12 protein-coding genes are annotated in these 13,394 nt (G+C 66.1%); 7 read left to right on the top strand and 5 right to left on the bottom strand.

Going from position 1 to position 13,394, the window contains the following annotated elements; translation table 11 throughout:
* Positions 1 to 4 precede the first annotated feature (4 nt).
* The 5 genes from KU884_RS14065 to KU884_RS14045 all read left to right on the top strand — a co-directional run bounded on the left by KU884_RS14065 (position 5) and on the right by KU884_RS14045 (position 5,243).
* Positions 5 to 1,075 carry a phosphotransferase gene (locus tag KU884_RS14065; protein ID WP_167783215.1) on the top strand — a complete coding sequence of 357 codons (1,071 nt, stop codon included), beginning with the start codon at positions 5 to 7 and terminating at the stop codon, positions 1,073 to 1,075.
* 406 nt (positions 1,076 to 1,481) lie between these two features.
* Positions 1,482 to 2,969, top strand: coding sequence for a zinc-regulated TonB-dependent outer membrane receptor (locus tag KU884_RS14060; protein WP_254432064.1), 1,488 nt, complete (start codon positions 1,482 to 1,484; stop codon positions 2,967 to 2,969).
* A 13-nt stretch (positions 2,970 to 2,982) separates the two neighbouring features.
* On the top strand, positions 2,983 to 3,882 hold the full coding sequence (locus KU884_RS14055) for a metal ABC transporter substrate-binding protein (RefSeq protein WP_167783211.1): 900 nt from the start codon (positions 2,983 to 2,985) through the stop codon (positions 3,880 to 3,882).
* On the top strand, positions 3,883 to 4,458 hold the full coding sequence (locus KU884_RS14050; protein ID WP_167783206.1) for an ATP-binding cassette domain-containing protein: 576 nt from the start codon (positions 3,883 to 3,885) through the stop codon (positions 4,456 to 4,458).
* Positions 4,458 to 5,243, top strand: coding sequence for a metal ABC transporter permease (locus KU884_RS14045; protein ID WP_167783205.1), 786 nt, complete (start codon positions 4,458 to 4,460; stop codon positions 5,241 to 5,243). Before KU884_RS14050 ends, KU884_RS14045 begins: the two co-directional genes overlap by 1 nt.
* Before the next feature lie 20 nt (positions 5,244 to 5,263).
* On the opposite strand, the gene KU884_RS14040 is transcribed toward KU884_RS14045, so the two are convergent.
* The 5 genes from KU884_RS14040 to KU884_RS14020 all read right to left on the bottom strand — a co-directional run bounded on the left by KU884_RS14040 (position 5,264) and on the right by KU884_RS14020 (position 11,293).
* Positions 5,264 to 7,861, bottom strand: coding sequence for a fused MFS/spermidine synthase (locus tag KU884_RS14040; RefSeq protein WP_167783204.1), 2,598 nt, complete (start codon positions 7,859 to 7,861; stop codon positions 5,264 to 5,266).
* An 88-nt stretch (positions 7,862 to 7,949) separates the two neighbouring features.
* Positions 7,950 to 8,195, bottom strand: coding sequence for a DUF1244 domain-containing protein (locus KU884_RS14035; RefSeq protein WP_167783202.1), 246 nt, complete (start codon positions 8,193 to 8,195; stop codon positions 7,950 to 7,952).
* A gap of 95 nt (positions 8,196 to 8,290) precedes the next feature.
* Positions 8,291 to 9,229, bottom strand: coding sequence for a PA2778 family cysteine peptidase (locus tag KU884_RS14030; protein WP_167783201.1), 939 nt, complete (start codon positions 9,227 to 9,229; stop codon positions 8,291 to 8,293).
* 57 nt (positions 9,230 to 9,286) lie between these two features.
* Positions 9,287 to 10,678 (bottom strand): TolC family outer membrane protein, encoded by a 1,392-nt coding sequence (locus KU884_RS14025; protein WP_167783200.1) that lies wholly within the window; start codon positions 10,676 to 10,678, stop codon positions 9,287 to 9,289.
* Positions 10,679 to 10,783: 105 nt separating this feature from the next.
* Positions 10,784 to 11,293 carry a Fur family transcriptional regulator gene (locus tag KU884_RS14020; RefSeq protein ID WP_167783199.1) on the bottom strand — a complete coding sequence of 170 codons (510 nt, stop codon included), beginning with the start codon at positions 11,291 to 11,293 and terminating at the stop codon, positions 10,784 to 10,786.
* A 317-nt stretch (positions 11,294 to 11,610) separates the two neighbouring features.
* On the opposite strand from KU884_RS14020, the gene KU884_RS14015 reads away from it, so the two are divergent.
* Both KU884_RS14015 and KU884_RS14010 read left to right on the top strand, forming a co-directional pair.
* Positions 11,611 to 12,360 (top strand): electron transfer flavoprotein subunit beta/FixA family protein, encoded by a 750-nt coding sequence (locus tag KU884_RS14015; RefSeq protein WP_167783198.1) that lies wholly within the window; start codon positions 11,611 to 11,613, stop codon positions 12,358 to 12,360.
* A 1-nt stretch (position 12,361) separates the two neighbouring features.
* Positions 12,362 to 13,303: an electron transfer flavoprotein subunit alpha/FixB family protein gene (locus KU884_RS14010; protein ID WP_167783197.1), complete on the top strand. Its 942-nt coding sequence runs from the start codon at positions 12,362 to 12,364 to the stop codon at positions 13,301 to 13,303.
* Positions 13,304 to 13,394: the final 91 nt, after the last annotated feature.

The raw sequence follows: 13,394 nt of genomic DNA, 5'->3' as shown, positions 1-13,394 counted from the left end.
CGACATGAGTCAAGAAGATCAACAGCTGGTCGACGTCCTGGAAGCCCACCGCTTCGACGAAGACAAGCTTGCCGCCTACCTGCGCGAGCATCTGCCGCAGGAATTCAGCGGCGATTTCGCCATCAAGCAGTTTCAGGGTGGGCAGAGCAACCCGACGTTCCTGCTGACCTGCGACGGTCGCCGCTATGTGCTGCGCAAGAAACCGCCGGGCAAGCTGCTGCCATCCGCACACCAGGTGGAGCGGGAATACCAGGTCATGCGTGCGCTGCAGAACACCGACGTCCCGGTGCCGGAAATGTTGCTGCTTTGCGAGGACGACAGCATCATCGGCACACCGTTCTACGTCATGCGGTTCATCGAGGGGCGGGTCTACAGCCACCCCGCGCTGGAAGATGTCGCGCCGGAGGAGCGCGCAAGGATTTTCGAGGCCAAGGCCGACACCATGGCGCGGCTGCACCTGGTGGACTACGAGGCCGTGGGTCTGGCGGACTTCGGTAAGCCGGGCAATTTCCTCGGCCGGCAGATCGGCCGTTGGACCAAACAGTACGAGGCCTCCAGAACCGGCGACAACCCGTCCATGGAAAAACTCATGGAATGGCTGCCGGCGAACATCCCGGCTGACAGTGACGAGACCACCATTGCCCACGGTGATTTCCGCCTGGGCAACCTGATGCTCCATCCGGAGCGCCCGGAAGTCGTGGCGGTGCTGGACTGGGAACTGTGCACCCTGGGCCATCCGCTGTCTGATCTGGCCTATTGCTGCATTCCCTACCACTTGCCCTCCGGCCTGCCGGGCATCCGCGGGCTGAAGGATCTGGACCTCAAGGAGCGCCAACTCCCCACCGAGGAGGAGTTCGTGCAGATGTACTGCGACAAGGCGGGGCGCACGGAGGGCATCACCGACTGGCCCTTCTACACCGCCTTCGCCCTGTTCCGGCTCGCTGCCATCCTGCAGGGCGTCTACAAGCGGGCCCTGGACGGCAATGCCGCCAACGCCGACGCCCTGAAGGTGGGCGAGGGCGCCACCATTCTGGCGGACGCCGGCTGGCAGGAAGCGCAGCGCCTGCAGAAGTAACCGGCCGAACTCCCGCCGTAGGAGCGGCGCAAGCCGCGACCACCCGGGTATACCCACCTCCGGTCGCGGCTCGCGCCGCTCCTGCATTCGGCTATGGAGTGACAGGTAGGGCGGATCTTCAGATCCGCCGAACGCCTGCCTACGATTCCGGCCTCTCACAGATCTGAGACCGTGACGGTGGATCTGAAGATCCACCCTACAAACCCTCCTGCCCCGTAGGAGCGGGCAACCCGCGGTACCCACGGTAATAGAGCATCCCAAACGCCTTTTCCTTCTCTTTGTTGCACAAAAGCAACGTAATAATATTGCATTGCCAATCGAATGTTATATAATTCCATTTTCCGGCCAAAGCCGGACCAATCAATCCACCCAGAGTTTCCGGAGCAACGCGAGCATGAGGGCAATCATGAAGCGAGCGTATTTCGTGCAGGGGGCCGCGACAGCGGCGCTACTGCTGGCATCCAGCGTGGCGCTGGCGCAACAGGACGGCCAGGCCGACGGCGCGACTCAGGAAGAGATGCTGGAAGAAGAGGGCGGCATGCTGGGCGGGCTGTTACCCGGTTCCAGTGAACGCATCGGCGCCGGCACCGCCTTTAACCCGTCTCTCTCCGTGATCCTGGACGGTGTCTACAAGAACACCTTCAGCGGTGACGCCCACGATCCGGGCGGCTTCGAGGGCGGGCATGATCACGGCCATGGCCATGGACACGGCATGGGCGACGGCTTCCAGCTCCGCGAGACGGAGTTCGCCTTCGAGGCGTCCGTGGACCCGTACTTCGACGCCTTCGCCATGCTGGTGATCGAGGGCACGGACAGAGTGGACCTGGAGGAAGCCTACTTCACCACCACCAGCCTGCCGGGCGGTTTGCAGATCAAGGGCGGGCGCTTCCTCTCGGACATCGGTTACATCAACAGTCAGCACCCCCACGAGTGGGACTTCGTCGACCGCCCCCTGGTCAGCGAGCACCTGTTCGGCAATCACGGCATTCAGGAGACCGGCGTGCAGCTGAACTGGCTGCTGCCGACGCGGACGTACCTGAAAACAGGGGTGGAGGTGTTGCAGGGCAGCACTTCGGGGATCGCCGCTTACGAAGGCGAGTCAAGCACCCGCCCGGGCTGGATAGAAGACACCAGCGAGGATCAAGACGGTAGCCAGCCAGGACGGTTCAGGACCGAGGAGTTGCACCTTCCTTTCGATGATGCGTCCGGGCCTAGGTTGTTTACCGGCTTTCTGAAATGGGGGCCGGATCTTGGCTACGATCATGCTGCACAGTTCGGTATTTCAGGCGGGTACGCAAGAAGTTTCCAACGTATGGAAGGCCATAGTGAGGGCTTGCGAATCGATACCTGGGATGGTGACGCCTGGTTTGCCGGCTTCGACGCGGTGTACAAGTACGACGCCGGCGGTTACCTCGGGCAAGGCGATCTAGTCCTGCAAGGTGAGTACTTCTACCGCAATATTGATGTGGACTACGAGTACTTCAATAACGATTTCGCGCGTGAGGAAGTGGATCCGGATGGTGGCCAGTGGCAACGCGGTACTGCGTCGGCGGATGGCACTTCCGGTCGCTTCCAGCAGGATGGCGCCTACCTGCAGGCGGTCTACGGCATTGCGCCGCGCTGGCGTACCGGCGCACGGGCAGAGGCTCTGGGCATTGCCAAGAACCAGGCGTGGGACGGCCGTAACAACGGGAACGGCTACGACGACTTTGACACCAGCTTCCGCTATTCCCTGAACGCGACGTTCTATCCGTCCCATTTCTCGTTTTTCCGGGGTCAGGTGAACTACTCCGATTTCGCCAGTGAAGATCCGGGCGGGGATCGCCACGACGAGTGGAGCTTCATGCTCCAGTACAACCTGAGCCTTGGCGCGCATGGCGCCCACCCGTTCTAAGCGAGGGAGCAGAATGATGTTGAAACGCACACTACTGACAGGCCTGCTGGGTGCGGCGCTGGTGGTCGCGCCGACGGCGCAGGCCCTGAACATCGCCACTACCACCTCCAACATGGGCATGCTGGCCAAGCATGTGGGCGGCGAGCACGTGGAAGTCACCACCATGGCGCCGCCGGACCGGGACGTGCACTACCTGGAGGCGCGTCCGTCCATGATGGCCGCCATCCGTCGGGCCGACCTGGTGGTCTCCGTCGGCGCGGAACTGGAGGAGGGCTGGCTGCCCGCGGCCATCAACGGCGCCAACAACCCCGGCGTGCGTGCCGGTCGCTCTGGCTACTTCGAGGCCGCCGCGCAGGTGGAGCTGATCGGTGGCGGCGGTGCCGCAGACCGGTCCCGCGGTGATGTGCACCCGGCCGGCAACCCCCATGTCTATCTCGACCCCATTCGCATGGGCGAGGTGGCCAAGGCCCTGGCCGGTCGCATGGCGCAGATGGACTCCGCCAATGCCGATACCTTCCAGGACAACGCCGAGGACTTCATGGCCCGCGCCGAGGAGCATGTGGCCGACTTGCAGGAGCGCGTGGACGGCGCCCCGGGCGTGGTGCTCTACCACGAGGACGCCAATTATCTGCTGGAGCGGCTGAATGTGCCGGATCTCGGTTACCTGGAGCCGGTCCCCGGCGTGCCGCCGACGGGCTCCCACCTGCGGTCCCTGATCCGGGACCTGGAAGGGCAGGAGGGTGTTATCATCCGCTACCCGTACCAGCGTGAGGACCATGTACAGTTCGTCGCCGAGCAGCTGGGCTGGGAGTACTTTACGTTGATGAATGGCGTCGACGTGGATGGCGATGCCGACGACTACTTCGCCCTGCTGGACGAATGGGTGGAAGTGATCCGATCCCCGATGGAGTAAATGACGACACGTTTGCTGACTGTCGACGGCCTGCGGGCCGGTTACGAGGGGCCCGTGGTCGGGCCCCTCGATTTTTTCGTCGAGGCCGGCGAGGTGGTCGGGCTCGCCGGTCCCAATGGCTGTGGCAAGTCCACGGTCATGCGCGTGCTCACCGGTGAAGCCTCGGTGTTCGCCGGCACGGTGACGCGCCGTGAAGCCCTCCGCGTGGCCTACCAACCCCAGTATGGCCTGAATACCGGCGGTGCCGTCAGCGAAATCCCGTTGCGTGTCCGCGAAGTGCTGCGGTTGATGGACGTCCCGGCCGATACTCTGCCGGCCAGGCTGGCCGCGCTTGTGGACGTGCGGGTGGACCGCCTCAGTGGCGGGCAGCAGCAACTGCTCATGGTCTGGGCCGCCATCGGCCATCCGGCGGATCTGCTGTTGCTGGACGAACCCACCAATAACCTGGATACCGACGGCGAGGCGCTGCTGGCGGACACCCTGCGCTCCCTGGCACCGGGCCGCGCGGCGCTGGTGATCTCCCACGAGCGGGATTTTCTGACCCAGGTCGTGGACCGGATGGTGGAGATCGCCTGATGCCCTGGGACCTGTTGTTCGATCCGCTGTTCCGTCTGCCGTTCTTCACCGGCCTGGTGTTCGCCGGCGTGCTGCCCGTCCTCGGGCTCTATCTGCGCATGCGCGAGGAGTGGCTGGCCGCGCTGGGCTTCGCCCATCTGGGCGGCGCCGGCGGTGTCATGGGCAGTCTCCTGGGGGTGCCGCCGCTGCTGGCCGCGCTGGCCGTTGCCGGCGGAGGTGTGGCGGTTCGGGGGCTGGTGCGCCGCACCGGCAATGACCTCTACGCGATCATGATCCTGGGCGGCTGGGCCGCAATGATTCTTGGGGCACAGTTCAGCCACCATGCCCGCACGCTGGCGCAGACGCTGGTGGACGGGCAACTCTATTTCACCGGAATGGACCAGTTGCTCACCGCACTGGCCTTCGCGCTGGTGTTTGCCGTGGTCATGCCGCTGCTGTCACGCAGGCTGCTGCGCGCGCGCCTGTTTCCGGGGCAGGACCGTGCCAACGGCCGGCCGGTGGCCGCCCTGGGCTTTGGCTTCAACATCCTGGTGGCCGCCGGTGTGGCGCTGGCCTCCATGGCCATGGGAGTGATGGCCGCGTTCGCGTTGATTTTCGTCACGCCCTGGGTGGCCTTCGCCCTGGCCCCGGGCTGGCGGGTTGCCGTGGCGCTGTCAGCGGTGCTGGGCGTGCTGGCTTACTTGGCGGCGTTCGTCATCGCGCTGGTGGGTGATCTGCCCTTCGGGCCCGCCTTCGTCGCCATCGTCGTGGGGCTTGCGCTGTTGCGGCTGCTGCCACGCCGCTGACCGGCCCGTATCCGTTGTCGCTACCGTCCCTCTTCCCAGCGTGACCGCGTCTCCGGGCTGTCCGGATCCGGTGGCGGTTCCTCGAAGGGTGTCAGTGCCAGGAACCGTTGCAACTGGGCTCGGGCCAGGTCGTGGCGCTCGTTGAACCGCAGCACATTGTGGAAGTAGTAGTGCTGGCCGGCCTGCACGAAGCCGTGATCCTCCGGTTGCAGTGATGCCAGGTACGGGTCCTGTGCCGGCGGCGTCTGTTCCAGCAGCTCCCGATACAGCAGGCCCAGCCGTGAACCTGTCATCCAGGTGTCCTCGCCGGCCTGCACCCGGCGCTGGCTGCGGGGCGCCTCGTATTCCACCACGGGGCGGTCCCGGGTGTTGAGCGGCGCGTCCGCGAACAGATCGCTGGTGCCCACGTTGCCGGCGTAAAACCGCAGTCCCACCGCCCGTAGCAGGTCCTCGGGCAGGGCCGGGTTGTCCGCCAGGGCTCGGCCGTGGTTCACCATGGCCTCGGGGTCCACCGTGACGCCTTCCTCAGTCCCCACCAGGGCGACGATGGAGCCGTCGGCGAAGAGATCGCCCCGCCACATCACCACCCGGGGAAACACCGCCTGCATGGTGCGGGCGATGGACGACAACTCCTTTTCCGTGAGCTGGTACAGCGGCAGCCACTGCACGAACAGGCCGTCCTCCGCCAGACGTTCCCGGCCGGTGCGGTAGTTCTCCACGGTGTAGAGGTTGCCGCTGCCCGCTTTCCATGGGGTGAACAGGTCGCTGATGATCAGGTCGTATTCGGTGTCCGCGTGACGCAGGCAGTGCTGACCGTCTTCGGCGCGGACGTTGACCCGGTCGTCGTCGAACAGGCCCTGGGTCCAGGGCCGGAAGTGGCGCTCCGCCAGTTCCACCACCTCCGGCAGCAGCTCACAGACATCCACGCGTTCCACCGGGAACAGCAGCGACGCACCGGCGGTGATGCCCGTGCCCATGCCCAGGTAGAACACCCGTCGCGGTTCCGGGTGGGTGAGCATGGGAATCAGGGTCTGGTTGCGTTCGGATTCCAGGGCGCCGGTGCCGCCCAGCGTGTAGAAGTTGTTCACGCGGATCAGCCGGTGAGGGCCGCGCTCGATCACCGCGGCGGTGGCGTGGGTGCCCTCGATCAGTTCGATGAGTTCCTCGCCGGCGGCGCTGTCGATCTGGGTGGCCGCCGGACCGTCGATGCGCAGGAACAGCAGGGTCACTGCGGCCGCGGTGACCGGCGCCGCCCAGCCCAGTCGCGCCGGGAGCGAGAGCGGTTCGCGCAGGATCAGCGGAATCATCAGCACCGGGTAGAGTCCCGCCAGGGCCAGGAGACTCCCGCTGACACCCAGCCAGGGCAGGAGCACGAAGCCGGCAGTCAGGGAGCCGACGATGGCGCCCGAGGTATTCACCGCCACCAGCCGTCCCAGGATCTCGCCGGGTTCGGGGCTGGTTGCTTCCGACAGGCGCAGCAGGTACGGCAGCGTCACGCCCAGGAGGATGCCCGGCAGCACCATGATGAGCAGGGCCACCGTGGAGACCGCTGCCAGGTATTCCAGCCAGGAGGCGCCGGCGCCCACGTAGGACAGCCCGCCGGTGACCGCGTGGAAGGCCCAGGGCGATGCCGCCGTGACCAGCGCCGATGCCGCCAGTACGGCCAGCAGCACATGCCGCGGCGCCGGGCGGCGGAGTCGGGCGAGGGCATTGGCAGCCAGGGACCCCAGGGACAGGGCCAGCAGGAACGCCACCAGCACCACCGCATAGGTGTACACGGAGTTCTGCAGGACCTGGGCGAACAGCCGTGTCCACAGGACTTCCACCCCCAGGGTCGCCGTGCCCGAGACGAACGCGACCAGGATGATGAGTGCCCCCGGGAGCTCCCCGTTGCCCCGGGTTTCCGGCGGTGCCGTCCGCGGTTGTGTCTGTTGTGCGGACATGCGGCGCCGCCGCTGCTGCTCCTTGCTGTCCCGCGGGCGTGCGCTGATCGATACGGTGGCCAGGGCGAGTGCCAACGCCGCCAGGCCGACTCCCAGGTCAATACCGATGGCCAGCATGTAGGCGCCGTTGAAGCCGAGCAGCGGTGGCAGCATGAACCCGGCGGCGAGAGCACCCATGGCCGAGCCAAAGGTGTTCAGGGCGTAAACGGCGGTGCCGGTGGTGGACAGCCGGCCGGTGAGGCGCACCATGTGCTGGCCCATCATCGGCAGGGTGCCGCCCATGAGGAACGCCGGCGGGAACAGCACCAGGGCTCCGAGCCCCGCACGCAGGGCGATGACCGCCCAGTCCGTCCCGTGCGCCGCCGTGAACAGGGTCGGGTAGATGGCGTGGTAGAGGTCCAGCAGGAAGAAATGGCCCAGGGCGGTGGCCGCCACGCCCATCTCCAGGAAGCCGAAGGCTTTCAGGGGGGAGCGGACCCGCGGCGCGATTCGGCCCCAGATCCACCCGCCGGCGGCGAGGCCGGCGAAGAAGATGGCGATGGCGAGGGCGGCGGCCTGGGCGGTGTTGCCGAACAGCAGCCCGAGTTCCCGGACCCAGAGCACCTGGTAGACCAGGGCGGCGAACCCGGACAGCAGGAACAGTCCGGCGGTGGCGGCGATGGCAAGGCGCGGCATGCGGGAACGGATCTGGTTTCGGAAAGCCCGTTATTTTATGTCATAGCAGGGCGTCCCGCACGCCGGCAGAGACAGGACCATCGGATCGTTACTTCTGGTACTTGTCCTTCCACTCGCTGTACGGCATGCCGTAGACGATCTCCTTGGCCTCCTCATCGGTCATCTCGAGCCCGCGCTCCTCGGCAGCGGCCCGGTACCACTTGGAGAGGCAGTTGCGGCAGAAGCCGGCCAGGTTCATGAGATCCAGGTTCTGCACGTCGGTGCGCTCCCGCAGGTGGCTGACCAGCTGGCGGAATGCGGCGGCTTCCAGTTCGGTGCGGGTCTGTTCGTCCATCGGCGACCTCCGTTGGTGAGGGAAACGTTGCTGGGGGTTGGATACTGACGGGAGTGTACCAGCGTGCACCATCCGGCTTGACCAGCGCCCCGGAGTCAGTCGCAGCCGTCGTCGTTGTCCCTGCGCTCCTGGATATTCTCCAGCGTGCGGCGGAAGTTTTCGGCGAAGGGTCCGTCGGCGTCGGCGACGGCGTCCCGCGCGAGCTCCTCGGCCTCGTCGCACGCACCGCGCTCGAGCAGCAGCATTGCCAGGTTGTTCCGGAGCACGTCGCGACGGGATTCAGTTTGGTCCAGTCCTCGCCGCGCGGCGGCCTCCGCCGCGCCCGCATCCCCCCGGGCGTGCAGCAGGTTGACCAGCGCCACGTGCAGGCCGCCATGGTCGGGCCAGCGTTCCAGGCCGGTGCGGTAGGCGATCTCGGCGGCATGCGGTCGGCCGGTACTCTCCAGGTCATGCGCGGCGCGCAGCCAGGGAGTGGCTTCAGCTGTGGCCGGCAGCCGGTCCGGAGGCATGATCACCACCGCCCAGTGGTCGCCCCGCTCCCAGGTCCGGCGAAAGCGGTCCAGGGGGCTGTGGTGGCGCTCGTGTACACCGGAGCGGAGGATGAACGCCTGGTCCGTCGGGTCGTACCCCACCAGCACGGCGTAGTGCCAGACCGGCAGCCACGCCAGGCCGAGGTTCTGGAACACCATCACCGGATGGCCCGCCCGGAGTTCGTCCATGAGGGCGTCGTAGGTGCCGGGGATGCGGTAGGGGACCCGGTTGCGCGTGCGCGCCTGGGCGAGGATTTCAGTCTGCAGCGTGCCTTCGCGGGCGGGGATGAACAGGGCGCCTTCCAGGGCGTGCGGCGTGGTGGTGTAACCGCTCCAGCCGAGCATCTCCGCCAGCGCGGCCGGCCCGCACTGCAGGGCCTCCTGGGGGAACCAGGGCACGTCGGTGAGTTCCACCGCCTCCGGGGAGTCGCTGAACGCCTGGTCGGCGTCCATGGCCGTGAACGAGGCGCAGCCGCCGAGCACCGCCAGGACCACTGACGCCATCAGTACCCGGCGGATGCCTCGGGCAGGTCCGGGGAGCGCCGCGGCCGCCACGTCGGGCTACTCCGTGTTGCCGTCACCGGCGAGGAAGAAGTTCACGTCGTCCACGGTGGAGCCGTCCAGCCCGGAGCCCACGGCGACCTGCAGCTGCAGGTAGTTCAGCAGGTAATTGTAGCGGGCCTCGGCCAGATCCCGCTTGGTGGCGAAGCGGTCCCGCTGGATGTTGAGCACATCCAGGGTGGTGCGCAGTCCGACTTCCAGACCACGCCGGGTGGAGCGTTCGGTGCTGCGAACCGATTCCAGCGCCTGCTCCAGCGCGCTGATCTGGCGCAGGTTCGACACCAGGTTGAGGTAGGCGGATTCCGCCTGCAGGCGGGCCTGGCGCTTGGCGTCGATGGACTCCTCGAAGAAGGCATCGCGTTCCGCCTGGGCCTCGCGGGACTGGGATCCGATACGCCCGCCGGTATACAGGGGCATGGTGACGCTGATGCCCACTTGGGTCTGTTCGCTGTCGATCTCGCCGTCGATGCCCGGTAGCTCCTGCTGGCCAAAGCCGAGACTGTCGCTCTGGTAGTTGCGGCCGTAACTGGCGACGAAATCCACCCGCGGGCTACGCTCCCCCTCGATCCGGCGGATCTCGGCCCGGGACCGGCGGAACTCGCCCTCGGACAGACGCACCGTGAGGTTGTTGCGCTCGGCGCGGTCCGCCCAGACTTCCGGCGAATCGGGGGAGGGTGGCTGGGCAGTGAAGTCCTCGCGCAGGCCCACCAGTTCAGCGGGAGGGCGCCCGATGAGGCTGCGCAGATTCTCCCGGGCGATCTGCAGGTCGTTCTGGGCCCGCAGGCGCTGGGCCTCCACCTGGTCCACCCTGGCCCGCGCCTCGTCGCGGTCGGTGACAGTGCCGCTACCGACCTCCAGGGCGCGCTCGGCCCGCCGCAGTTCCGACTCCACCGCCTCCAGTTCCGCTTCCGTGAATTCCAGGGTGTCCTGGGCCAGCAACAGGTCGAAGTAGGCCTCGCTGACCCGCAGCAGGATGTCCTGCTGGCTCTGGGCGTACTGCAGCCCTGCCTGGTCCTGAAGGATTTCGTTCTGGTCGGCAATGGCGAAGCTCTCGCGGCGGAACAGGGGCTGGACCAGCTCAACGCCGGCGGACCAGCTCTGGTAGTCAACACTGTTCCGGGACTGGTCGCCGAACTGGGAATTCTCCCAGTTCTGGTTTGCCCCCGCCTGGACGTTGATATCCGGCAGGAACAGCGCACGGGCCTGATTGCTGAGCTCCTCGCTGGCGCGCAGGCGTGCCTGGGCAGCGCGCAGCTGCGGATCCTGCTCCACCGCGAGCCGGTAGGCCTCACTGAGGTCCATGGTGTCGTTGGCGATGGCCGTCTGGGCGGTCATCAGCGAGACACCGCCGAAACAGAGGACGAAACCGAGCCGCCGGGTGAGTGCACGCATGACGAGGGACTTCTCCGTGTACATTGAAGCAGGCGGGATAACCTTATGACGGATACCGGTCAGGGGCAAGCCGACCGCGCGGTCAGCCGGTCTCTCGAGGAGAGATCAGACAGCGTTCAGGGCATACCCCTGGTCACGGCAGGTCGGGCACAGGCCGTTGATCTCGATGGTCTGCGTGTTGACCTGGAAGCCGAGATCCCCGGCCTTGTCCGCCAGCACCTGATGGACGTCGGCATCATTCATTTCGGCCACCGCATTGCAGTGCTGACAGATCAGGAACTGTCCGACATGCGGTCGATCGGGGTCACCGCATCCCACGTAGGCGTTCAGGGACTCGATCCGGTGGATCAGGCCTTCCTCGAGAAGAAAATCCAGGGCGCGATACACCGTGGGTGGCGCGGCGCTCCGCCGTTCGGCGCGCAGCATGTCCAGGAGATCGTAGGCCTTCATGGGCTCGTGCCGGTGCCAGATGAGTTCCAGCACCCGCCGCCGGATCGGCGTCAGCCGGACGCCGCGTCGCTCGCACTGACGCTCCGCACGCGCAAGGGCGTCGTCCACGCAATGATCGTGATCATGGTCTTCGTGCTTGAACGGTGTTACCACTGTCGTGCTCATCGCGCCCGCTCCATACTGCTCAAGCAATAATGTAACACGTCGTCGGCGTCGTGTGCCGGATCCGGGGTCGCGACACAATGCCAACGGCGGATTTCGCTGCTGGACAAGCGACAGCAGGCGCGCCTTATGTACAATGCGTCGTAGTGTGTCATCCGCCCCTGGTCATCGCCGGTGCAATTTGACAGCTATCAGATGCTTATCTATGCTCACCGCACTGTAGCGAAACACGATTTCGCAGAGCGGAATAGCCGGTCCCGGTCCGGCACGATTGAATCAATCGACTGTCGCCAAGCGCACTAACGCAGAATGGAGATGCTATGAAGATTCTGGTGCCTGTGAAGCGCGTGGTGGACTACAACGTGAAAGTCCGCGTGAAGGCGGACGGCAGCGGCGTAGAAACCGCCAACGTCAAGATGTCCATGAATCCCTTCGACGAGATCGCCGTCGAGGAGGCCGTGAGGCTCAAGGAAAAGGGCGTTGCCGAAGAGGTGGTCGTCGTTTCCATGGGCGTGACCCAGTGTCAGGAGACCATTCGCACGGCGCTGGCCATGGGCGGTGACCGCGGCATTCTGGTGGAGACCAGTGATGAGCTGGAGCCGCTGGCAGTGGCGAAGATGCTCAAGGCCGTGGCCGAGAAGGAGAACCCGGACATGGTGATCCTCGGCAAACAGGCCATCGATGACGACGCCAACCAGACCGGTCAGATGTTCGCCGCGCTCATGGGCTGGGGCCAGGGCACCTTCGCCTCCGAGGTGGACGTGCAGGAGGGCAAGGTCCAGGTCACCCGCGAGATCGACGGCGGCGCGGAGACGGTGTCCCTGAAGCTGCCGGCGGTGGTCACCACCGACCTGCGCCTCAACGAGCCGCGCTATGCCAAGCTGCCGAACATCATGAAGGCCAAGAAGAAGCAGCTCGACACCATGACGCCGGATGAGCTGGGCGTGGACACGACGCCCCGCGTGAAGACCGTCAAGGTCTCCGAGCCGCCGAAGCGCCAGGGCGGTATCAAGGTGGCGGACGTGGCCGAACTCGTCGACAAGCTCAAGAACGAAGCGAAGGTGATCTGAGATGACCATTCTTGTCGTAGCAGAACATGAGAATACGCACCTGGCGTCCTCGACGCTGGGTACCGTGAGCGCCGCCAAGGCAATCGGCAGTGACGTGCACGTGCTCGTCGCCGGCAAGGACTGCAGTGGCGTGGCGGATGCCGCGGCCAAGGTGGACGGGGTCAGCAAGGTCCTGCTCGCCGACGCGCCGCACTACGAGCACGGACTGGCCGAGGATCTGGCCAGCCTGGTTGCTTCCATGGCCGGCAACTACGGGCATGTGCTGGCGCCGGCCACCACGTTCGGCAAGAACGTGATGCCGCGCGTCGCGGCACTGCTGGACGTTGGCCAGGTGTCCGAGATCACCAGTGTGGAATCGGACGACACCTTCGTGCGGCCGATCTATGCAGGTAACGCCATGGCGACCGTGCAGGCCACCGATGCGATCAAGGTGATCACAGTGCGCCCGACTGCCTTCGATCCGGCAGCTGCTGAGGGTGGCTCCGCTTCGGTGGAGTCGGTGGATGCCCTGGAGCACAGCGGCGTCGCCGATTTTGTCAGCCAGGAGCTCACCAAGTCGGATCGTCCGGAACTGACTTCCGCGAAGATCGTGGTCTCGGGTGGCCGTGGCATGGGCAGCGGCGACAACTTCAAGATCCTGGAAGAGGTTGCCGACAAGCTCAACGCCGCGATGGGCGCCTCCCGCGCCGCGGTGGACGCCGGCTTCGTGCCCAACGACTACCAGGTGGGCCAGACCGGCAAGATCGTGGCTCCGGACCTGTATCTGGCGGTGGGCATCTCCGGTGCCATCCAGCACCTGGCCGGCATGGAAGGCTCGAAGGTGATCGTCGCCATCAACAAGGACGAGGAGGCGCCGATCTTCGAGGTGGCCGACTACGGCCTGGTGGCGGATCTGTTCGAAGCTGTGCCGGAGTTCTCGAAGGAGCTGGACAAGGTCCGCTGAGCCTTCGGACCTCGGTCCCTGGAGCGGGGTGCGCAGCGTGTTGCTGGCACCCCGCTTGTCGTTCGAGAGAGGCCGGCGGGTCGGCTGTAGG

The sequence above is a fragment of the Aquisalimonas sp. 2447 genome, assembly GCF_012044895.1.
Lineage (GTDB): Bacteria > Pseudomonadota > Gammaproteobacteria > Nitrococcales > Aquisalimonadaceae > Aquisalimonas.
This window is presented reverse-complemented; position numbering and strand designations above follow the sequence as displayed.

Bases quoted from the DNA above. Each gene is read 5' to 3' on its own strand.
- KU884_RS14065 (WP_167783215.1), top strand. From the start codon at position 5: ATGAGTCAAGAAGATCAACAGCTGGTCGACGTCCTGGAAGCCCACCGC.
- KU884_RS14060 (WP_254432064.1), top strand. From the start codon at position 1,482: ATGAAGCGAGCGTATTTCGTGCAGGGGGCCGCGACAGCGGCGCTACTG.
- KU884_RS14055 (WP_167783211.1), top strand. From the start codon at position 2,983: ATGATGTTGAAACGCACACTACTGACAGGCCTGCTGGGTGCGGCGCTG.
- KU884_RS14050 (WP_167783206.1), top strand. From the start codon at position 3,883: ATGACGACACGTTTGCTGACTGTCGACGGCCTGCGGGCCGGTTACGAG.
- KU884_RS14045 (WP_167783205.1), top strand. From the start codon at position 4,458: ATGCCCTGGGACCTGTTGTTCGATCCGCTGTTCCGTCTGCCGTTCTTC.
- KU884_RS14040 (WP_167783204.1), bottom strand. From the start codon at position 7,861: ATGCCGCGCCTTGCCATCGCCGCCACCGCCGGACTGTTCCTGCTGTCC.
- KU884_RS14035 (WP_167783202.1), bottom strand. From the start codon at position 8,195: ATGGACGAACAGACCCGCACCGAACTGGAAGCCGCCGCATTCCGCCAG.
- KU884_RS14030 (WP_167783201.1), bottom strand. From the start codon at position 9,229: ATGGCGTCAGTGGTCCTGGCGGTGCTCGGCGGCTGCGCCTCGTTCACG.
- KU884_RS14025 (WP_167783200.1), bottom strand. From the start codon at position 10,678: ATGCGTGCACTCACCCGGCGGCTCGGTTTCGTCCTCTGTTTCGGCGGT.
- KU884_RS14020 (WP_167783199.1), bottom strand. From the start codon at position 11,293: ATGAGCACGACAGTGGTAACACCGTTCAAGCACGAAGACCATGATCAC.
- KU884_RS14015 (WP_167783198.1), top strand. From the start codon at position 11,611: ATGAAGATTCTGGTGCCTGTGAAGCGCGTGGTGGACTACAACGTGAAA.
- KU884_RS14010 (WP_167783197.1), top strand. From the start codon at position 12,362: ATGACCATTCTTGTCGTAGCAGAACATGAGAATACGCACCTGGCGTCC.